Here is a 21,350-nt window from a genome sequence, read left to right as displayed (position 1 = left end):
GTAAGTGATTTATATTTTATTTTTAAAATGGGCCGTATTGAATAAAGTGAGCGACAAGTACTGCTATTAATCCAATCAAATATTGAACCAATACTAGTGGGAAAATCCATTTAGCCCATTTAGTCCAAGGAATCCCCGCAATTGCCAGCCCTGCCATTAATGTACCTGCTGTTGGGAAAATAATGTTTCCGATACCATCTGCAAATGAGAAAGATAATACAGCTGTTTGACGTGTTATGTCTAATAAGTCAGCTAACGGTGCCATAATCGGCATTGTTAACATTGCATGTCCACTCCCAGAGGCTAATATAAAGTGAATGGCAGCTTGGAAATTATACATTCCAATTACACTTAAGTAAGAGGGAATATGCTTAATTGCTTCTGAAACTTCATGAAGCATTGGATCAACGATATGACCTTGGTTTAAAACTACTACAATAGCACGTGACACGCCGATAATTAGCGCGCCGTTTATTAATGATGCAGAACCTTGAGTAAATGATTTAACGAGATGATCAATAGATAAATTCCCAATTATTCCAATAGCAACAGTTAGAAGGATAAACAACGAAGCGATTTCTGTAATATACCATTGAAACTTTATTACACCAAAAGCTAGAACGATATAGTTGATAAGAAAAGTCATAAAAATTAGTTTATGTCTTGAAGTGAGCTTTTCTTTAGATGTTAAAATCACATTTGTTTGCTCCAATGAGTACTTGCCGTAAATTCCAATAGTAGGATTTTTCAAAACCTTCATTGCATAACGGTAAACGAATAGGACTGAAACAAGATAAACGACCACGAATAATATTAGTCGAAATCCAATTCCTGAAAAGGTAGGTAGTTCAGCTATCCCTTGTGCAATTCCTACTGTGAAAGGATTCATTATAGCTGTTGTAAAACCCGAAGATGCACCAACTAATACAATTGCCGTTCCTGTAATTGTGTCAAAACCTAACGCGAGTGCTAGCGGAATTAATAAAGGAATATAGGCTAATGTTTCTTCAGCCATACCCATTAATGAACCCCCTATAGCAAAGAAAAACATCATAATCGGGATTAACAGCTTTTCGCGAGAAGCTAACTTTTTAGCCATTGTCGAAATTAATACTTCAACTGTTCCGGTAGCATTTAATACTCCGAAAAATCCGCCAATAATTAAGATAAAAAAGATAATATTTGCGGCTTCTATCATCCCTAAATGAATTGAATTAGTCATTTCAAAAAAACTAACTGGTGTAGACTTGATCCATTTAAAAGAATTTGGATCCACTGTAGTATGTCCAGCCCGATCAATTCGTGCATATTCACCCGCTGGTAAAAAATGAGTAAGGACAGTAGCGACTACTAAAATGATAAGTAATAATGTAAAAACATTGGTTGTTTTTTCTTTTTTAGCTGTAGTTTTAGGCAAAATTTCCTGCGATTGTAGCTGATTCATCTATTTTCTCCTTTAATTAAAATAGAAACAGTTAATAAATCCATTCGTTTAAACACTAAACTTTTAATAAGAAAATACGAAACTAATTAAAGCAATCTCCATTCCTCCTTTGATAGAATACAGTTTATTAAAATGACGACTACTTACTCATAATAAGCAAGTAGTGTGCCAAGTTTAAAAAGGCTACTTTTAAGGTAGTCTAATCAATTAATGATTTTATTTGGGTGTTTTTGGTTCTTTTGGTGTTATAATATACCCAATTATTTAAGATAGGATGGGTGTTGTAGTGTGAAAATGTCTCTAACATTAATAACAGGAAGTGTAAAAACAAAGCGGGCATTGTATAGTCAGCTTTCACATTTGCTAGGAGACTATCTATCAATAAAAAGTTTTTCAACTGAAGAAGGAATTGAGTTTGAGTTAAAGGATGATATTATCCTTTATTCATCAAATGAAGCGAAAATAGAGTCAGAAAAAATGGCTCATATTAATGCGAAGAATGTGATGGTTGGAAAAAGAACGCCTAATCATGAAAATTTAGACAAGCTCTTACGGATTACTAGAGAAACAAAAGTACTAGTAGTTAATGACGATTATAATTCAACGGTTGAGCTGATTCAGTCTTTGTATCAATTAGGAATTAATCACTTGGACTATTTTCCTCGCAAATTAGATCAAATCTATTATCCTGACATAAATATAGCTATATCCCCAGGGGAGACTCATCTATGTCCACATCATATAAAAGAAGTGATCGATATTGGCGTACGTCTTTTTGACATGACGACAATTTTGCAAATTGTTGAATACTGTCACCTGGATAAAAAAATCGCTTCCTTAATATCAGAGAAATACATCCGAAATATTATTGAATTGCAAAGAAAGCTCATACATGCCGAGCATGAAACCAAAATAGTAAATGAACATATTCAAAATGTCGTTGATGCAGTTGATGATGGTATTTTAGCAATTGATAAATTTAGTACGATCACAGTGTTTAATGATCGGTTAGCTGCACTTTATCAAATCTCAACTGAAAACGCGGTAGGAATGAAGATCGATCAAATCATTTCGCAGCAAGTAATTAAAGAATTTATCATAAATGGTGAAGAAGAAAGTAAATTTTTTACAATAAATAACGTTGATATTGTAATCTATCGATTTTTTATTAAAGAAGAGGGTAGAGTTGTAGCAACATTTAAAAGTGTAAATCAAGCATTTGAAATTGAAAAAACAGCACAAAGAGAGTTTCGAAACCAAGGGTTTTATGCTAGATATGATTTTGATGATATTATCGGTGAACATCAGTCGATTGTTAAATGTAAGGAGATAGCGAAAAAGCTTGCAGCTGCTGAACATCCCATCTTAATTCAAGGTGAAACGGGGACAGGAAAAGAACTTTTCGCACATTCTATCCATCAGCGCTCTCTCAGAAAGAATGGACCATTCTTGGCAGTAAATTGTAGTGCATTTACCGAGAGCTTACTAGAGAGCGAATTATTTGGCTATGAAGAAGGGTCTTTTACAGGAGCTAAAAAGGGCGGAAAAAAAGGTCTTTTTGAAATGGCAGATGGAGGCACTATTTTCTTAGATGAAATCGGAGATATTAGTTTAAATGTTCAGTCACATTTATTACGGGTTCTACAAGAACAGGAAATTCGTAGAATAGGTGGAAGGAAAATTATTCCGATTAATGTTCGAGTGATAGCGGCTACGAATAAGAACATTCATCAAAAAATTTCAGATGGTGCATTTCGTACGGATTTATTTTACCGACTTAATGTTTTAAGTCTTTTTATTCCTCCATTACGTTTACGAAGAACGGATATACCATTATTAACAAAACATTTTATTACGAAAAGTGGTAAGTGGGTTCCGATGAAGAATGATGTATTAGAAGATTTAATGCTACGTGATTGGCCCGGAAATATTCGAGAATTAAAAGGATTGATCGATTATATGCTGACGGTTTGTGATGGACATATTATTAGTAAAAATGATTTTCCACATAATATTGTTTCAGATTTAAACCAATCAGCTCAATCAGAAACAAATGTATTTAAAATGCCGTCTAGTGTGCTTGAATTAAAAGAACATATTATTATTTTAGAAGCAATAAAACAGTGTAATGATTTAGGTAAGTCTGCAAGTCGAGAATTTATTTCAAATCGTAGTAAAAAATCTGGCACATTTTTAACAACGCAACAAATTAGGCTTCGATTAGATCATTTAGAATCAGAAGGGTTTATAACAAAAGGTAGAGGTAGAGCAGGTACAAAGATCACTACAGAAGGTGTGGATTACTTACAACATCTTATGTCAAAATCAATACAATCCAGTCAAAATAGAGAAAGTTAGTTCAAACGGAAATGCCCTAAAAGAAATTCTTTTTTAGGGCATTTCAAATTTTATAGAAGTTTTCTTTTTCCCAGCTACTTCATATAATCGTAAGCTGAACTTTGCGACCAATTATATAGAAATAAGTTTTTCCTGGTTTATTATTCTATTGATGTTTTATAAGTAAGGAGTAATTTAATGATCTTAAACAAACTAAAAGAATACCTGATGTATTCATGATTGTGATGTACCTCTCGTTATTATTATTTAAATGATAATAGTCTTAAAGATGTAAAAATCCTCCGTTTGCTTGTCCTTTTTATAGGGATAATTTTAAAAAAATCGAATATTAAATAAAGTGGACACTAAAATGAATGGAGTGATTAATATTTTGTATCCAAAGTCTCGGTTTGAATCGATTAATGGAATGGAGCTTCATTTTACGGAGTGGGGTGATAGAAAAAATCCAACTGTTGTGTGTTGGCATGGTTTAACTAGAAATGGTAGGGATTTTGATATTTTAGCTCGTCATTTAGCTGGTGAGTATCATGTAATTTGCCCTGATACGATCGGACGTGGATTAAGTCAGTGGAGTACTTCTCCGGAGCAGGATTACTGTTTTGAAAACTATGTAAATATTGCAATTGGTTTATTAGATCGATTAGAAATCGAACAAGTTCGTTGGGTAGGGACTTCAATGGGCGGAGCAATAGGAATGCGACTTGCTGGAACACCGGAACACAAAAATCGTATTACTCATTTAGTTTTAAATGATATTGGAGCAGGTGCTTCAGAAAACCAACCACAAGATATTGAAGGAATTAAGAGAATTATTACCTATGTAGGTACACCTCCTCAATTTAAAACAGTTACAGAATTGAAGAATTACTATAAGTTAATTTATCAATCATTTGGTGTTACAAGTGAAGAAGAATGGAATGATTTTACGCGAAATTCTTACCGTAGAAGAGATGAGGGTGGAATTAGTCCTGATTATGATCCTAAAATTGCATTGCAATTTCAGCATACAGAAGATCTAACTTTATGGAGTTACTGGGAGGCTATTCAGTCCAAGATTATGCTCATCCGAGGAGAAGTTTCAGATGTATTGCCGCTTGATGTAGCATTAAAAATGAAGGATACTCAGAAGTTTCAAATGGAAACCATACCTAAAGTTGGTCATGCACCTGCATTAAATACGAATGAGCAAATTTCAATCATTGATAAATTTTATAAAGAAGCTTAGTTAATAAAAATGTACTTATTGGAAGATCCATTGAAAACCCTCTATGAGGGATTCTTACCACTGTCAAAATGGATAGAATTTCTATTTGCAAAATTTCATTATAAGAGAAAAAAAGATTGAACAAATGTCATTCAAACATCTGTTCAATCTTTTTATTTTTTACTTGAAGAATGTTGCCCAAAGTAAATATGCATTTAAGACTGCAATGACAGAAGCAATCGTCCAAGCTACTGATTTTAGCCATGTTTTATTAGCAAATTTGCCCATTTTCTTAGGGTCACTTGTGAACATGACTAGTGGAATAACGGCGAAAGATAACTGTAAAGACAATATTACTTGGCTTAGTATTAATAAATCTGCAGTTCCTTTTGCACCGTAAAAGTAAGTTACGATTAATGCTGGTGTAACGGCAATTAGTCGAGTAATCAGTCTTCTAAGCCATGGTCTTAGTTTAATATTTAAAAAGCCTTCCATGACGATTTGGCCAGCAAGTGTACCTGTTAAAGTAGAGTTTTGACCTGATGCTAATAAAGCCAATCCAAAAAATGTACTTGCTAAAGTTGTTCCTAACAACGGTGTAAGTAATTGGAATGCATCTTCAATCGATGCGACATTCGTGTGACCACTTTGGTAGAAAGTAGACGCAGCTAAAATTAAGATTGCTGCGTTAACGAATAATGCAATCATTAAAGCAACAGTTGAATCGATCGTAGCAAATTTAATCGCTTCTTTCTTACCAGTATCAGAAACGTCAAATTTTCTTGTCTGCACAATTGAAGAGTGCAGATATAAATTATGTGGCATAACAGTTGCCCCTAAAATTCCTAAAGAAATATAAAGCATTTTTGGATCTGTTATAACTTGAGAACTTGGAATAAATCCTCCAAATACAGCTTTTATATCAGGTTGAGACATAATCAATTCAAAAACGAAACTACCTGTAATTAAAATAATTAAAGAAATAACAAATGCTTCGATATATCTAAATCCTTTGTTTTGTAAAAGTAAAACAATAAATATATCTAAAGTCGTCAAACAAATTCCATAAAATAACGGAATACCAAATAATAGATTTAAAGCGATAGCTGACCCTATTAATTCAGCTAAGTCACACGCGGCAATTGCAGCTTCACAAAGTAACCAAAGTATAAAAGATACAGGTTTACTAAAGTGGTCTCGACATGCTTGAGCTAAATCTCTACCAGTAACAATACCTAATTTAGCAGCCAAAGATTGTAGAATGATAGCCATTAGATTTGATATTAAAATAACAGATAATAAATTGTAATTAAAAGCAGATCCACCTGCTATTGATGTTGCCCAGTTTCCTGGGTCCATATATCCAACTGCAACTAAATAACCTGGTCCTGCAAATGCAAGAAACTTACGAAAATTACTAGCTTTCTTTGGAACAGGTAATGATCGATGAACTTCTTGCAAACTAGGTTGTGTTTGTTGTTGTCTCCAGCCGGCTTCGTCATATATGACTTTTTCTTGTGATTCTTGTGACATGTTTCCCACCACCTGTTTTATTGTACACATCAAATAGTTTTTCCCTAGGGAAAGTTTTTAAATTATATGCTGATTTTAACACAATAGTTCTTAAATGTAATAAAAAATTTTTTATAACTTCGTTAATTTTCAGTAAATAGTTGATAAACGTTGATTAATAGGGTTTTCTTTGGTTTCTGCTTTTTTACTATTTTCTATACAATTTTGAAATTATAGGAGAAGGTAAGTCGTTATAATTGTGATATACTAGTCAAAAAATTCAGTTATATAAAGGGGAAGTTAAATGAAGTTTATATTATTATTTGGGCCTCAAGCAGTAGGGAAAATGACTGTCGGACATGAATTAGAAAAAATAACAGACTTAAAATTGTTTCATAATCATATGACAATCGATTTAGTTAGCAAGTTTTTTGATTATGGGACAAAAGAAGGCAGTCGACTTGTCAACTTATTCCGAAATGAAATTTTTGAAGAGGTATCCAAAAGTAACTTATATGGAATTATTTTTACATATGTTTGGGCTCTCGATTTAAAATCCGACTGGGATTATGTTGAGGAAGTTTGTAACATATTTGAGTCAAGAGGTGCAACAACCTATTTTGTCGAACTAGAGGCGGAATTAGATGAAAGACTTGCCCGAAATAAAACTCCACACAGATTAGAGCATAAGCCAACAAAAAGAGATATTGAATGGTCTGAGAACAATTTGATTAAGACGATGGAGAAATACAGATTAAATTCTATAGAAGACGAAATTAAGAAGGAAAATTATATAAAAATTAATAATACAAATTTGAGTGCAGAAGAGGTAGCGACTTTGATAAAGGAGAGGTTTGATTTATAGGTAGTAATCTGAAAGACATTGTAAGGAGTGTAGAGGAATTAAAAAACTAGAATAGATTCTTCCTTAAGAAGTTGTTTAATACAGCTTCTTTTTTTGCCTCATTTTAATACTGCATAGTAAAAGTAGATAAAACATATATTTGGTACGAGTAGATCTGAAAGGAGAATGTCATGGATGAGAATATCAAACAAAAAAGGGGTTTAAATAGTCGCATTCCACAACCAATAAGGCCAGATGGCGCAGGAGCTACAGATAATGGGCCATGCGATATTATGCGAGATATGGAAAATCCGGATATGTTAGTTCCTCCAGTTACTGATGCAGGGATGATTCCAAAGGGAAATTACTGTAAGAGAACTTCCAATTTCTACGACAATTGCTGGCGTAAATATGAGGTTAACTCCAGGTGGAGTTAGAGAATTACATTGGCATCAACAAGCAGAATGGGCATATATGATTTTAGGTAAAGCTAGAATTACTGCAGTAGACCAAGATGGGCGTAATTTTATTGCAGATGTAGAAGAGGGAGATATTTGGTATTTTCCACCAGGCATTCCACATTCAATTCAAGGACTTGAGGAGGGATGTGAGTTTCTACTAGTTTTTGATGATGGAAAATTTTCGGATTTAAACACTATATCGATTTCAGATTGGTTTGCGCACACTCCTAAGGAAGTCTTAGCCAAAAATTTTGGAATAGTGCAAAACATCTTCAGAAATATACCTACAAAACAGCTATACATTTTTCAAGAAAAAGTGCCAGAATCGCTTGGAAGTCAGAAAGTGGATGATCCATATGGAAGTGTGCCAAACAGTTTTGCATATAAATTATTGGCACAAAAGCCAATCGTAACGCCTGGTGGGACAGTCCGGATTGTTGACTCGACTAATTTTCCAATTTCGAAAACAGTCGCTGCTGCTTTAGTAGAAATAAAACCAGGTGGAATGAGAGAAATGCATTGGCACCCAAATAATGATGAATGGCAATACTACCTAACCGGTACAGGTAGGATGACAGTATTCGGAGGGAGTGGAAATGCACGAACATTCAACTATAGAGCGGGGGATGTAGGATACGTACCATTTGCATTCGGACACTATATAGAAAATATAGGAGAGACTAGCCTCTGGTTTCTTGAAATATTTAAGAGTAGTCGATTCCAAGATGTATCATTAAATCAATGGATGGCACTAACTCCACATGAGTTAGTGAAAGAGAATTTAAATGTAGGCAATGACTTAATTGAAAAACTTCGTAAGCAAAAATGGCCGGAAGTTTAATAGAAAAAAGAACCACCTAATTAAAAATAGGTGGTTTTGTCATTGATTAGTTACTGTTAGGATCAGTATCGTCGTGGTAAGTGCTTCCGCCAGTTTGAGCATTGAATGTCCAGTCAATTTTAAGTTTGTCGCCTTGGAATTCATTTTGGTCTTGTCCATTATCAACGAACTCAAATAATACGAAAATCTTTTCTTTTTGACCTGCTGCGATGCCATCAGGATCTTTTGTACTACCAACAAAGTTGAAGATCGTTGTTAAATCAGGTTTTTGAGTATGTAATTCATATAAAGTTGTTTCAACGATTTGATTTGTAGCACTACTAGTGTTGTACATAAGCGTTACTTTAATTTGCTTAGCAAAATCATTTATATTATCATCTTTTGCATCTTCGACTGTGTAATTTGTATCTAATAAAACTTTATTAATATCTAAAGTTCCATTGTTTTCTAGTGTAAACTCACGGTAAATCTCATCACCAGGTTTTAGATTACTAATGTTTACAACAGTTTTTGGATTCATATTTAAATCTAATGTACCTGCTGCAAATGTATTTTCAGTGTTAACTGTATCACTAAAATATGCAAAAGTACCTCCACCAATTAATGATAACCCCATTGCCCCACTCATAACAACTTGACCTATACGTTTAGTAAAACTCATTTCTTTTCCCCCTTAAGGTTTATTTATTAAACTCTTAAGCTTGTATTCTTAAGAGATCTAATCTAAATTAATTTGCTGTTTTTTGCTCAAATTCTTTTTTTAATTGGAATAAATTACGTACTGCAAATAGTGTTAAAAGTACGCCTGGAACGATTAATAATAATGCAGAACCAGCTTTTGAACTTACAAAATTTAGTGCATATCCAACATACGGAATTGAAAAATTAGTATATTTTCCAATGATATTCTGAGGATAAACTGTCCAAATGTCCTGGGCATCATTATTATCACCTTTAGTTTTATATGAAATTTCACCATTCTTATTATGAACAGCTGCTACTCTGTGAGTAATTAGCTTATTGTCCATTTGGAAGGTAATAATGTCTCCTTTATGATAAGATGAGGGATTTGCACCTAGTTTTACTGCAATTATTGATCCAGTATGAAAGGTTGGCTCCATGGAACCGGATAACACTGCTTTTAATTGATAGCCTAATATAGTAGATTCACCACCCGTGAACCTAGAAGAAATGACAACAAAAGCTAAGAAGCACAGTATGACTACTAAGATACTTTTTAAAATATTACCTATAATTGATAGAACTTTCTTTAACATGGGTTATCACCTATTCATTCTGAGTTTTATTGTTAGAATTATCTGAAGTCTCATTTTGGACTGAATCAGCATTGTTTTGAACTGAGTCCGTGTCATTTTGAACGGATTTAGGATTGTTTTTGACAGAATCCAAGTCATTTTGAACGGATTCAGTATTGTTTTTGACAGAATCCGTGTCATTTTGAATGGATTCAGTATTGTTTATGACAGAGTCTGTCTCATTTTGGACTGATTTAGAGTTAGTATCGTGTTTTACAGAGTCAGTATTACTTTGAGGTCCATTATTTTTTTCTACTTTCTCTGTACGATCCTTGATTTTTTCTTGAATGCTAGATTTGATTTTTTTAATTTCTTGTAGATTGATGGTTTTATTAATTTGTAAACTCAATTGTTTAACTTCTTGGTAGCTGCTACTTACATATTCATAGCTACTACGTTCTGCTTTCGAAAGTGCTTGAATTTGAGATTGATAGGAATTCATTTCCTCTTGAATTGTATGTAAACTTTTTAGTTCTTCATACAATTCCTGTTCCTCATTAAGAACGTTGTTAAGTAAATCGGATAATTCAGAGTCAGAAGCACCATTAACTGATGTATTTATCATTGATTCATATAATTGGTTGGCCTTTGATGAATGAACCTTTGCAGCAACTAAGTGAGTTTGGATTGTTTTAGGAAATACAATCGCTGCAGAAACAACTTGTTCTGTTGATGCCTGGCTAGAAAATGTAGCCTCTGTTTGACCAATTGTTTGCATAGCTAAGTAAAATTGAATCGAACATAAACTCACTATTATCGAGACTTTTTTCATCGCTTGTTTATCACTCCTTTGCAAAAAGCCCTGTTGAAATTCATTATTACTTAGTTGTCAGAAAATTGAAACCGGGTTATTTTCGGGTTAAATACTAGTAGTATATTGTCGAAATTAGTCGTTGATAAGGGAGACACTTGAAAAAACAACTAAAAAAGAACCCGACTTCGACGTATTGATTTAATTTGGAATTTTCTCAATAATGAAAATTGCAGTCGCAAAACAAATTAAATAAGGGGTGAATGTTTTGAAAATGAAAAAAGAGAAAAAAATGGGAAGCAAAGCAATTCCAGCAATAATGGCATTAACTGTAGCATTTGGAGGCGGACTAACTACTTTACCTTCATTTGTAAATGTAAAAGCAAGTGCAGCAACGGTTGATCAAGCTTTAAGTAAGGAAGAAGTTGTAAAAGCATACCTTAACTCTAAAGTAACTGATCTTGCTAGAACGGGATCTACTTGGGAACAGTTTAAAATTGTAAGTGAACAAGCTGATAGCACGACAAATACTTACCATGTAAGAACGGTTGAACAATATAAAGGAATTCCAATCTATGGTTCAGGACAAGCCGTAGCAATAGACGCAAATAACAATGTATATGCATCATTTGGAAATGTAACTCAAAAATTAGCACGTACAATTATTCCAACTGAAGCGGATATTTCTAAGGAAGATGCAGAAACAACTGCTAAAGAGAGCATTGAGTCCAAAATTGGAACTGTTACTAATTATGATGGAATAGAAACTGATTTAACAATTTATCCACATAATGGAAAGTATTATTTAACATATTTAGTTAAGGCTTCAACTTCTGTACCTGCACCTGGATATTTCCACTATTTTGTTGATGCAACAAATGGAGAAATAATCGATAGCTTCAATGCAATTGACAGTTTAGCGGATCCAGCAAAACTTACTGTTGCGGTTGGAAGAGGTTTAGATGTATTTGGTAAAATGCAGACATTCCCTGTAGGAAAAGACACTACAACTGGTACAAGTTATTTATATGGAGGATCAATTGCTGGTGGTACTACTACTTCACCAAATATCGTGCCACTTGCAACTTTCGATGCTCATCGTATGGGGGAAACACCGTTTATCCTTCTTTCAGCATTATTTGGATTTACAGGATTTGAAATAGAAACAAAAAATTCAACTAATTTCTTCTATGATCCTGCTGGAGTATCAGCGCATATGAACTCTGATAAAGTAAATAAGTACTACCAATCAATACACAAGCGTAACAGTTTAGATGGTAAAGGTATGCCGTTAATCAGTACGGTACATATTGGTTCAAAATGGAATAATGCAGCTTGGAACGGAAAACAAATGCTATACGGAGATGGTGATGGAATTATTCTTGGTTCATTAGCTGGCGGTTTGGACGTTACAGGTCACGAAATGACACACGGTGTAATCGAAAAAACAGCAAACCTAACTTACCAAGGAGAGTCTGGTGCAATTAATGAATCATTGGCAGATATCTTTGGGGCATTGGCCGAAATGAATGCTGCAGGTGCAACAGTTCCATCTGATTGGGAAATGGGTGAAGATATCTACACTCCTACAAAAGATGGAGATGGCGGACTTCGTTCATTAAGCAATCCAAAAACTAAGTCACTTAATCCGATTTATGGATTAAAGGATAATAAATACCCTGATCATTATGATGATCGTTATTTGGGGGCAGAAGACAAAGGTGGCGTGCACATCAACAGTAGTATCAACAATAAAGCTGCATACTTAATCGCTGAGGGTGGCACACATAATGGCATAACAGTAGCTAAATTGCAACGTACAGTAGCGGAGAGAATTTACTACCGCGCATTAACAATGTATTTAACACCTTCTTCTGGATTTAAAGAAATGCGTGAAGCTGCAATCCAAGCTGCTCGTGATCTATATCCAGATAGCAAAACTACTGGTCTACCATCAACACAAACAAAAGCAGTAATGGATGCATATGATGCTGTTGGTGTTAAATAATAATTAACTTAAAAACCATGAACAAACTTGGCTGTTCATGGTTTTCTTATTTTCTTTAACTTTTTCCTGTTAGTCCGAATAATTAGTTTTCTATTAAAAAAACTTAATAAACAGTGACAATATAACTGTTAAAAAATATTAAATATATAGTATATTTAGTATAAATTTTAGGATAGGGGGAGCATTCATTGATCGAGGGAGAAGTTATAAAATTTTATCGCACAAAAGCCGGACTAACGCAAGAAGAACTAGGAAAAGGAATTTGCTCTTCCAAGCACGTAGGGAAAATTGAACGAGGGACTACATCCTATTCCTCTGAGATTATTACCTTATTTTCTGAACGATTACAAATTGATATTCGAAAAGAAATTACTAGCTTTGAAAATCTAGAAAAGAAACTACAAAACTGGCATACAGCAATAATTAAGCTAAGAATGAAAGAAGTTGAATCATTTAAGAATGAGCTGGATAAAAGCCCTTTTATTAATTCGCCAAAATATGATGCCCTATATCAACTACTTTTAGCAAGATATTTTCTCTTACAAAACGACCTTATAAACACTAATACGATAATTCAATGTGTACAAAGAAACTATAAGAATCTAACTCCTTTTGAAAGAAATCTCCTTTTGCACGTAATGGGGATTTATTATTTAGGTAATTACAATAACTCAAGTACAGAGAATCATCATAAAGCAATACAAACTTTAAAGAAAATTGATATAAATGAGTATGGTAATCCGGAATACTACTATCACTTAGCGGTAGCATATGGCTGGAGTGATTCAAAAGTGATGGCATATGTATATGCAGAAAAGGCTCTTAAACATTTTAAAGATACAAGTAATTATTTACGTGCTATAAATGCTGAATCAATTATGCTTTTACATGCAAGCAACGATGTACACATAGATTTTAAAGCATTGAAACAATCATATATAAACCTAATTCATGATAGTGAAACGCTCAATGCACCAGATAAAACAGGGATGTTATTAAATAACTTTGCTTTGGAATACTTTAAAAGAAAAGATTATGAAAAAGCACAAAAATATTATAAAGCGGCGTTACAATTGGAGAAAAAGCCTTCTGTAAACTATCTCCAACGACTTAATAATTATCTTAAAAGTTCGTTAGAAGGTAAATTAATGCGAAAATCCGCCTTATTGAATAATGCTCAAAAGGGTCTATCAGTTGCAGAAGGTCTAAATAATGAACATTATCAAGTACTTTTTACATTACTAATCTATTCCATTGAAAATAAAACGAAAGAATATATTAAATACATAGAAAAGACAGCATTTCCTTATTTTAAGTCACGTAATCATACTATTTTGATGAAGCGATATGGTAAGCAGTTATATGATTATTATGTAAAAGAAAAAGAGTTTGAGAAGGCAGTTGAAATGTCTAACTACTTAATAGGGCTGTGAAAATTAATAACTAAAGGACTGTTGTAGGCAGTTCTTTTATTTTATTTCAGAATAAATACTGTAGTTTCGTCATAGCTACAAATATAACTTAGAGAAGTGAAAATAAAATGATCAAAACTGCAAATAAGATATAAAATTATCCATACCAGTTAATGGATTTCACACTAAATGTTGACAGTGGAATTGACTTTCAGATGGAAAGCTAACAGAATCGTTCTAATTTCTTTTTAAATCGGAGAAAAAATTGGTGCAATCTTGTAATTATCTCCACTATTCCCTTGATCCCAACAGAAAGCAAACCCGAAAGTAGAAATTATCCTCACACAAGTGCTTTTATAATCAAAATATTAGTAAATAATTAAAAAAAGTTCCATAAATAAAGGAACTTTTTTTGAGCATTTTTAGGTTGAAACAGTAATATTAGATGTAGGTGCAAAACTTACTATTTCTAACACTATTGGAGTATCGGCTAAAATTCCGTCTCCTCCAGCAGGTACAGTAATCGCTAATGAACCAACGCCTGTTGCTCCAGGGGGATATGCTGAAATACCACTCATTTGTAGAACACCGTTAATGTAGATATTAAAGTAACTATTATTTGTAGGTAAAGTAGGAAGTGTAGCAACTGCTGCACTAGTATCAGTTAAAAAATCAGCTGGGTCAATTGTTAAAGTTGCACCAGCTGCTGTTGAAGTGGTTGTTACGTAGAAGAATCTTGAATCAGTTGGGACAGTTTCAATAGTTGAAGAAGCAGAGTCGAGAATTTTCACTAGTTGAAGTGCCATTTGGATTTGCTCTTTCTACAATGGACTCTTTTCGAAATGATTGTCGTATATTAACATATCTTTTAAAACACAGAGTAAATAAGGAAGCTTATTTGAAAAAAGTGTGGGGTTTCTGTAGGAGTATCAGAAAAAGTGAAATTTTGAGTTGTTCGCCAATTACTCAATAAATAAACATTTAGGAGTGAAATCAGCCATTCATCTTCTTAAAGAACAACAAGATATACGAAAACAGCCATTATTAAACTACATAATAATTTTATGTTTAAAAATAGAGAAATGTATGGGGGACAAACTATATTATTGAATTTTTTTTTTCGTATTATATTACTTCGGTATTTCTACCCATGAATTAGATCGAAAAAGGATATTAAAATTAAAATATGATATGATTTGTACTAATTTCAAAGAATGGGGATAAATTATGATTCGAATTTTAATCGTTGATGACGACTCACATATAAGAGAATTGCTGAAAATGTATTTACAATCAGAAGGCTATTCGACATTTGAAGCAGCTAACGGAGATGAGGCTTCTGCTTTACTAGAGAGTCGACAAATTAATTTAGCGATTGTAGATGTCATGATGCCTGGTAAAGATGGGTATCAGCTTTGTGAAGAAATTAGAGAGTATTATGATTTTCCAGTAATATTATTAACTGCAAAAAGCGAGCTTTCTGATAAAGAAAAAGGTTTTGCTGTTGGAACAGATGATTATTTAACAAAACCCTTTGAGCCAAAAGAAATATGTTTTCGGATTAAGGCATTGTTAAGGCGATACAATATGATTAGCTCTCAAAAAATTAAGCTGAACGAGACGGTTATTGATCGGAAGAGCTATGAGGTTTATTGTAGTGGCAAATTATTAATGCTTCCGATGAAGGAATTTGAATTATTATCTCAATTGGCAAGTTATCCGGATCGAATTTTTACACGAGATGAGTTAATCCAATTAATATGGGGTGCTGATTTTGAGGGTGATGATCGAACAATAAATGTTCATATTAAACGTTTACGTGAGAGATTTTCTACTCTAACAGATGATTTTAGTATTAAAACTGTTCGTGGTGTTGGGTATAAATTGGAGGTCTCTAAAAAGTGAAAACTTTATACATAAGAATTGTTCTTACAATCATCATTGTTATGATCTGTAGCAGTTTATTGTCATTCTTTTTTTCTAATGTGTATTACCACTATAATTTAAAGCCTTATAATGATAAAAAATTAACTAAAATGGCTCTAGATATTGGCACTTTTTATGAAGATAATAATGAAATAGAGCTAAGTAACTATTTAAATAGTGTGAGTAAATTAGGATATCAAATTTTAATAGTGGATGAAGAAGAAAATAAATCCTATTATGGTGGTTCTTTTAGAGATAAAAAACTAGATCGTAAAGTGATTGATTCCGTGATAAACGGAAAGGTTTATCACGGCATTGCTGAATTCCCTACATCATTATTTGTGACTGGTTTTTTTGATAACACTTTGAGTAATACAATTGGTGTTCCGGTCAAGTCAGGGAATAATCAGCTAGCACTTTTTATGAGACCAAATGTACAGCTTCAATTTGGAGAATTACGTATTCTCTTTTCAATTCTCCTTTTACTGACAATCATATTAAGTATTATATTAGTTTTAGTTAGTACAAGGTATATTGTAAAACCGATTATTAAATTAACTGAAGCAACTAAAAAGATTTCAGAAGGAAAATACAATGTTCATTTGCAAATTAATCGTCAAGACGAAATAGGAAAACTTGCAAACAACTTTTCACATATGTCACAAAAATTGGGGCAAATTGAGGCAATGCGCCAGGAATTTGTTTCGAATGTATCTCATGAAATTCAATCACCACTTGCATCAATACAAGGGTTTTCGCAATCACTTCAAACTAAAAGCTTATCTGAAGAGCAGAGAAATCATTACTTATCGATCATAGAAGAAGAAAGTAGAAGAATGTCCTTATTAAGTAAACAATTATTAACCTTAGCTGCATTAGATAAGGAAGAAAGTATTTTACAAAAAACATCGTTTGATGTGGCAGAACAAATAAAACAAGTAGTTTTTACAACTGAATGGAGTTGGAGAAACAAGGATTTGGCTATTGATTTAGAATTACCACAAACTTTAGTCTACGCTGATAAGAATTTGCTGCATCAAGTTTGGACAAATTTAATGACAAATAGTATTAAATTCAATCATCAAGGTGGATCAATCTCAATAAAACTTAGTAGTAATGAAGATCATGTTCAAATCGAATTTCAAGATACTGGAATTGGCATTTCTGAACATGATTTAACGCAAATTTTTAATCGATTTTTTATTGTTGATAAAGCAAGGAACCGAAAAGAATCTAGCAGCGGCTTAGGTTTAGCAATCGTAAAACAAATCATTGAATTGCATAATGGGCGTATTGAGGTAATCAGTAAAGTTGGCGAAGGAACTAAATTTCATCTATCCATTCCAAATAATCATATTTTATAATTGTAATCGACTGTTCACCTGTTGTTCATCTAACATTCCTATACTTTAAATTACAAAGAGTGATTTTATTTTTTATACTCTACAAATTTAGTATGTTAAAGGAGATGAATGACAGGTGTTTCTTGCATTAAGGGAATTTAAACATGCAAAATTACGATTTTTATTAATCAGCTTAATCATGATCCTCATATCTTTTCTTGTGTTATTTGTTTCAGGATTAGCAAAAGGATTGTCATTTGATAATGCTTCATCCATTGATAGCATGGCCTCAAACTATTTTGTTTTACAAAAGGAATCAGGTAAACAAATTAATCATTCAATGTTAACGGAAAAACAAATAAATGAAGTTCAGAAACTTGCTGGTGAGAAAAATTCAACAACTTTAGGAGTTCAAATGACTACTTTTCTGAAGGAAGGGACATCTAAAAAAATAGATGCTACCATATTTGGAATTGATGTGAATGGAATAGCAGCTCCTAAGATAATTGAAGGCAAAATGATTAATAATACAACAACGAATGAAGTTGTTGGAGATATTTCCTTGAAAGAAAAAGGAATCCAAATTGGTGATAGTATTACAGATCAAATCTCAGGTAAAGAGTTCAAACTTGTTGGATTTACGGAGAATCAGTCATATAGTCATGCACCGGTTATTCATGTGAATTATAAAGAGTGGCCCCTTTTGAATAGGCAGAATTCATTTAATACTATTGCATTAAAAACAAATGAATTTACTGCAAAAAAGATAAATGAAAAAGTCTCAGGAGTAGAAGTAATTAATAAAAAACAAGCATTAAAAGGAATACCTGGTTATAAAGAAGAACAGGGCTCGTTACTAATGATGATTGTTTTTCTATTCTTTATCGGTGCATTTGTGTTGGCAGTCTTTTTCTATATCATTACAATTCAAAAAATTAATCAATTCGGAGTGCTAAAAGCTATAGGTTCAAAAACTAGTTATTTAGCGAAAAACATCATTTTTCAAGTTTTAACGCTTACACTTTTTAGCTTAATAATTAGCATTTCAATAACATTTGGATTATCGAAAGTATTACCAGCAGGTTTACCTTTTGTATTTGATGCTCAATTAATTATAGGAAGTTCTTTATTATTTCTATTTGTTGCAATTGTTGGCTCATTAATTTCTTTATTAAAAGTAGTAAAAATTGATGCGATTGAAGCAATAGGGAGGGCTTTTTAATGAGTAATAAACTAGTACTAGATAATATTAGCAAAATATATAATGATGGAGATTCGTTAGCAACAACGGTATTAGATCAAGTTTCCATTCAAGTAAAAGCTGGTGAACTAGTAGCAGTCGTAGGTCCTTCAGGCTCAGGAAAAAGTACCTTCCTCTCAATAGCAGGAGCATTACTATCTCCGAGTAATGGGAAAATTTTAATAGATGGTATCGAAATTAGCAATCTCCCTGCAAATAAGCTGAATGAATTTAGACTATCTAAAATTGGATTCATTTTTCAAATGTCTAATTTAATCCCATATTTAACAGTTAAAGATCAGCTTTTATTAATTGCAGAATTAGCAGGGATAAAAAATAAAGTTGCAGAAAAGAAAGCTAATGAACTACTTGAGCAATTAGGATTATCTAAAAGGATGAGAAATTATCCAGAAAATCTATCAGGTGGTGAAAGACAACGAGTGGCAATCGCTAGAGCACTTATGAATGATCCAGAAGTCATTTTTGCGGATGAACCAACAGCTAGTCTCGATTCTGAAAGAGGAAGAGCAGTCGTTGAAATGCTTTCAAAGGAAGTTAAACAAAGACAAAAAGCTGCGATTATGGTTACGCATGATAAAAGGATGCTAGATTTATGTGATCGTGTAGTTTATATCGAAAATGGAAAACTTACTGAACAAATTTAGTGGAAGAACCCGTTTCAATTGAGCGGGTTCTTTTTTTATAGTGAAAAACGCGAACAGTGTGTGAACATGGCTTGAAAAATAGTGAACTTGGCTTAATTAAATGAGAAAGTGGCTTAATTAACAGAGAAAGTGGATTAATTAACGATCAAAGTGGCTTAAATATCAATTAGGATGATATGAAAATATGTGTTCAACAGCAAAAGAACCCGTTTTAGTCCAAACGGGTCCTTAAATTATAGATGGAATCGATCTAATAGATTCGATTTAGCAAGATCAATCACGTCACTAGCATGTCCATTTAATACAGCTTTTAATGTCCATAGAGTAAAGCCATGAGCTTGTTCAATACTCACTTTAGGAGGCATTGCTAATTCCTGACGGTTTACTAAAACATCAATTAATGCTGGTCCATTGTGCTCAAACGCACGTTGTACAGTAGATTCTAAATCAGCCGGGTCTTCTACACGATAGCCTTCTATTCCCATCGCTTGGGCTAATGAAGCAAAGTTAGGATTTTCTAAAGTTGTTCCAGTTTCTAAGTAACCGGCAGCTTTCATTTCTAATTCTACAAAACTTAGCGCACTATTATTAAAAACAATTATTTTTACAGGTAATTTATGCTGGTGGATTGTTAATAAATCGCCCATTAGCATTGATAGGCCTCCATCACCACATAATGCGACAACTTGGCGATCAGGTTGTGAAACTTGGGCACCAATCGCTTGAGGCATCGCATTAGCCATTGTTCCGTGATTAAATGATCCGAGTAATCTTCTCTTTCCATTCATTTGTAAATATCTTGCAGACCATAATGTAGGAGTACCGACATCACATGTAAATATAGCATCTTCATTTGCAAGGTCACTTACCATCTTCGTTAAATACTGAGGGTGGATCGGTGTACGACCTGGTTTTCCTACAGCAAATTTATCTAAATCATTACGGACATTTTCGTAAGCTGATACATACTTTTCTAAATGACTGGAATCTTTCACATCTGTTAAAAGAGGTAATAGCTGACTAATTGTCTCTTTTACATCTCCACATAATCCATAAGTGATGGCAGCTCGTCTACCTAAATGCTCTGCTCGAATATCTACTTGTAAGATTACAGAGTCATCCGGATAAAATTGACGATAAGGAAAATCAGTTCCAAGCATCAATAGTACATCACAATCCATAATCGCGTGATATCCTGATGAGTAACCAATTAACCCAGTTAACCCAGCGTTATATGGATTATCGTATTCTAAGAATTCTTTACCTCTAAGCGCAATAACCATTGGAGATTTTAATTTTTCACAAAGAAGCATTAAATGAGAGTGTGCACCTTCACAGCCTGCTCCGCAAAGTAACGTAACTTTTTTTCCATCATTTAGATACCCAGCTAGTTTCTCTAGCTCAGGTTTAGATGGACTAATCAGTGGATTAGTAACATGAATGACTTGTTCTGGAACAGTTTGATGATCTTCTAGTGCAGCAATGTCGCCAGGTAGTACAAGTACAGATACACCTTTTCTTGCAATTGCATGCTGCATGGCAATCGTTGCTAGACGTGGCATTTGTTCTGCTCGATACACCGTTTCACAAAAGTGACTACATTCTTTAAATAATTGCTCAGGTTTAGTTTGTTGAAAATATTCACTTCCAATTTCAATACTTGGAATATGAGCTGCAATCGCAAGAACAGGTATCCGACTTCGGTGGCAATCGTATAAACCATTAATTAGATGAAGGTTACCAGGTCCACTGCTTCCTGCACAAACCGCTATACTTCCACTCAATAGAGAATCTGAACCCGCAGCAAAGGCTGCAACTTCTTCATGGCGAACACTGATCCATTCAATTCTTTTTGAGTTTTTAATTGAATCTAAAACTGCGTTTAAAGAATCGCCAACAATACCATAAATTCTAGTAACTCCCGCCTGAATCAATGAATCAATCAGTAAATCAGCAATCGTTTTCCTCATTGTAATCTCCTTCTAGTTCACCATTATTGGGAACAAATTCAATTTATTAAGCCTT

The 21,350-nt window shown here is 33.4% G+C and carries 16 protein-coding genes and 1 pseudogene; 10 read left to right on the top strand and 7 right to left on the bottom strand.

From position 1 onward, the window contains the following. Nucleotides 1-22: 22 nt before the first annotated feature. Nucleotides 23-1,444, bottom strand: coding sequence for a YfcC family protein (locus COC46_RS02715; protein ID WP_098808237.1), 1,422 nt, complete (start codon nucleotides 1,442-1,444; stop codon nucleotides 23-25). A 294-nt stretch (nucleotides 1,445-1,738) separates the two neighbouring features. Here COC46_RS02715 and COC46_RS02710 point away from each other — a divergent pair, with 294 nt between their 5' ends. After that, complete coding sequence (locus COC46_RS02710; protein WP_098808315.1) at nucleotides 1,739-3,802, top strand: sigma-54 interaction domain-containing protein; 2,064 nt, start codon at nucleotides 1,739-1,741, stop codon at nucleotides 3,800-3,802. 349 nt (nucleotides 3,803-4,151) lie between these two features. Further along, nucleotides 4,152-5,027 (top strand): alpha/beta fold hydrolase, encoded by an 876-nt coding sequence (locus COC46_RS02705; RefSeq protein WP_098808236.1) that lies wholly within the window; start codon nucleotides 4,152-4,154, stop codon nucleotides 5,025-5,027. A gap of 159 nt (nucleotides 5,028-5,186) precedes the next feature. On the opposite strand, the gene COC46_RS02700 is transcribed toward COC46_RS02705, so the two are convergent. Next, the gene (locus COC46_RS02700) at nucleotides 5,187-6,539 is read right to left on the bottom strand and encodes an Nramp family divalent metal transporter (RefSeq protein ID WP_098808235.1); all 1,353 of its coding nucleotides are present in this window, start codon (nucleotides 6,537-6,539) and stop codon (nucleotides 5,187-5,189) included. 283 nt (nucleotides 6,540-6,822) lie between these two features. On the opposite strand from COC46_RS02700, the gene COC46_RS02695 reads away from it, so the two are divergent. Both COC46_RS02695 and COC46_RS02690 read left to right on the top strand, forming a co-directional pair. Further along, nucleotides 6,823-7,383, top strand: coding sequence for a DEAD/DEAH box helicase family protein (locus COC46_RS02695; RefSeq protein ID WP_098808234.1), 561 nt, complete (start codon nucleotides 6,823-6,825; stop codon nucleotides 7,381-7,383). A 170-nt stretch (nucleotides 7,384-7,553) separates the two neighbouring features. Further along, nucleotides 7,554-8,664: pseudogene (locus COC46_RS02690) on the top strand (oxalate decarboxylase family bicupin). A gap of 46 nt (nucleotides 8,665-8,710) precedes the next feature. Here COC46_RS02690 and COC46_RS02685 read toward each other — a convergent pair. The 3 genes from COC46_RS02685 to COC46_RS02675 all read right to left on the bottom strand — a co-directional run bounded on the left by COC46_RS02685 (nucleotide 8,711) and on the right by COC46_RS02675 (nucleotide 10,752). Then, a complete protein-coding gene (locus COC46_RS02685) occupies nucleotides 8,711-9,325 on the bottom strand; it encodes a TasA family protein (protein WP_098808233.1) in 615 nt (204 codons plus the stop codon). 67 nt (nucleotides 9,326-9,392) lie between these two features. Further along, entirely contained in the window at nucleotides 9,393-9,941 is a 549-nt protein-coding gene (gene sipW, locus COC46_RS02680; RefSeq protein ID WP_098808232.1) for a signal peptidase I SipW, read from the bottom strand. Between the two features lie 10 nt (nucleotides 9,942-9,951). Continuing rightward, nucleotides 9,952-10,752 carry a DUF4047 domain-containing protein gene (locus tag COC46_RS02675; protein ID WP_098808231.1) on the bottom strand — a complete coding sequence of 267 codons (801 nt, stop codon included), beginning with the start codon at nucleotides 10,750-10,752 and terminating at the stop codon, nucleotides 9,952-9,954. Nucleotides 10,753-11,023: 271 nt separating this feature from the next. Here COC46_RS02675 and COC46_RS02670 point away from each other — a divergent pair, with 271 nt between their 5' ends. Both COC46_RS02670 and COC46_RS02665 read left to right on the top strand, forming a co-directional pair. Beyond that, entirely contained in the window at nucleotides 11,024-12,739 is a 1,716-nt protein-coding gene (locus COC46_RS02670; protein WP_098808314.1) for a M4 family metallopeptidase, read from the top strand. A 188-nt stretch (nucleotides 12,740-12,927) separates the two neighbouring features. Then, complete coding sequence (locus tag COC46_RS02665) at nucleotides 12,928-14,172, top strand: helix-turn-helix domain-containing protein (RefSeq protein WP_098808230.1); 1,245 nt, start codon at nucleotides 12,928-12,930, stop codon at nucleotides 14,170-14,172. A gap of 401 nt (nucleotides 14,173-14,573) precedes the next feature. On the opposite strand, the gene COC46_RS02660 is transcribed toward COC46_RS02665, so the two are convergent. Further along, complete coding sequence (locus COC46_RS02660) at nucleotides 14,574-14,957, bottom strand: DUF4183 domain-containing protein (protein WP_098808229.1); 384 nt, start codon at nucleotides 14,955-14,957, stop codon at nucleotides 14,574-14,576. Nucleotides 14,958-15,378: 421 nt separating this feature from the next. Between COC46_RS02660 and COC46_RS02655 the strand changes: the two genes are divergently transcribed. From COC46_RS02655 to COC46_RS02640, 4 genes are all read left to right on the top strand, one after another. Next, nucleotides 15,379-16,056: a response regulator transcription factor gene (locus COC46_RS02655; RefSeq protein WP_098808228.1), complete on the top strand. Its 678-nt coding sequence runs from the start codon at nucleotides 15,379-15,381 to the stop codon at nucleotides 16,054-16,056. Then, the gene (locus COC46_RS02650; protein WP_098808227.1) at nucleotides 16,053-17,441 is read left to right on the top strand and encodes a HAMP domain-containing sensor histidine kinase; all 1,389 of its coding nucleotides are present in this window, start codon (nucleotides 16,053-16,055) and stop codon (nucleotides 17,439-17,441) included. Before COC46_RS02655 ends, COC46_RS02650 begins: the two co-directional genes overlap by 4 nt. Before the next feature lie 115 nt (nucleotides 17,442-17,556). Next, nucleotides 17,557-18,642, top strand: a complete 1,086-nt coding sequence (locus COC46_RS02645) for an ABC transporter permease (protein ID WP_098808226.1) — start codon at nucleotides 17,557-17,559, stop codon at nucleotides 18,640-18,642. Next, complete coding sequence (locus COC46_RS02640) at nucleotides 18,642-19,325, top strand: ABC transporter ATP-binding protein (RefSeq protein WP_098808225.1); 684 nt, start codon at nucleotides 18,642-18,644, stop codon at nucleotides 19,323-19,325. Before COC46_RS02645 ends, COC46_RS02640 begins: the two co-directional genes overlap by 1 nt. A 233-nt stretch (nucleotides 19,326-19,558) precedes the next feature. Here the strand turns inward: COC46_RS02640 and poxB are convergent, their stop codons facing one another. Then, entirely contained in the window at nucleotides 19,559-21,295 is a 1,737-nt protein-coding gene (poxB, locus tag COC46_RS02635) for a ubiquinone-dependent pyruvate dehydrogenase (RefSeq protein ID WP_098808224.1), read from the bottom strand. Nucleotides 21,296-21,350 lie beyond the last annotated feature (55 nt).

The organism is Bacillus sp. AFS041924 (genome assembly GCF_002577195.1).
Taxonomy (GTDB): domain Bacteria; phylum Bacillota; class Bacilli; order Bacillales; family Bacillaceae_G; genus Gottfriedia.
Note: the sequence above shows the minus strand (reverse complement) of the source record. Positions and strands in the feature narration are given on the sequence as shown.

Coding starts and splice junctions, on each gene's coding strand:
- COC46_RS02715 (WP_098808237.1), bottom strand. CDS start 1,444: ATGAATCAGCTACAATCGCAGGAAATTTTGCCTAAAACTACAGCTAAA.
- COC46_RS02710 (WP_098808315.1), top strand. CDS start 1,739: ATGTCTCTAACATTAATAACAGGAAGTGTAAAAACAAAGCGGGCATTG.
- COC46_RS02705 (WP_098808236.1), top strand. CDS start 4,152: ATGAATGGAGTGATTAATATTTTGTATCCAAAGTCTCGGTTTGAATCG.
- COC46_RS02700 (WP_098808235.1), bottom strand. CDS start 6,539: ATGTCACAAGAATCACAAGAAAAAGTCATATATGACGAAGCCGGCTGG.
- COC46_RS02695 (WP_098808234.1), top strand. CDS start 6,823: ATGAAGTTTATATTATTATTTGGGCCTCAAGCAGTAGGGAAAATGACT.
- COC46_RS02685 (WP_098808233.1), bottom strand. CDS start 9,325: ATGAGTTTTACTAAACGTATAGGTCAAGTTGTTATGAGTGGGGCAATG.
- sipW (WP_098808232.1), bottom strand. CDS start 9,941: ATGTTAAAGAAAGTTCTATCAATTATAGGTAATATTTTAAAAAGTATC.
- COC46_RS02675 (WP_098808231.1), bottom strand. CDS start 10,752: ATGAAAAAAGTCTCGATAATAGTGAGTTTATGTTCGATTCAATTTTAC.
- COC46_RS02670 (WP_098808314.1), top strand. CDS start 11,024: ATGGGAAGCAAAGCAATTCCAGCAATAATGGCATTAACTGTAGCATTT.
- COC46_RS02660 (WP_098808229.1), bottom strand. CDS start 14,957: ATGGCACTTCAACTAGTGAAAATTCTCGACTCTGCTTCTTCAACTATT.
- COC46_RS02655 (WP_098808228.1), top strand. CDS start 15,379: ATGATTCGAATTTTAATCGTTGATGACGACTCACATATAAGAGAATTG.
- COC46_RS02640 (WP_098808225.1), top strand. CDS start 18,642: ATGAGTAATAAACTAGTACTAGATAATATTAGCAAAATATATAATGAT.
- poxB (WP_098808224.1), bottom strand. CDS start 21,295: ATGAGGAAAACGATTGCTGATTTACTGATTGATTCATTGATTCAGGCG.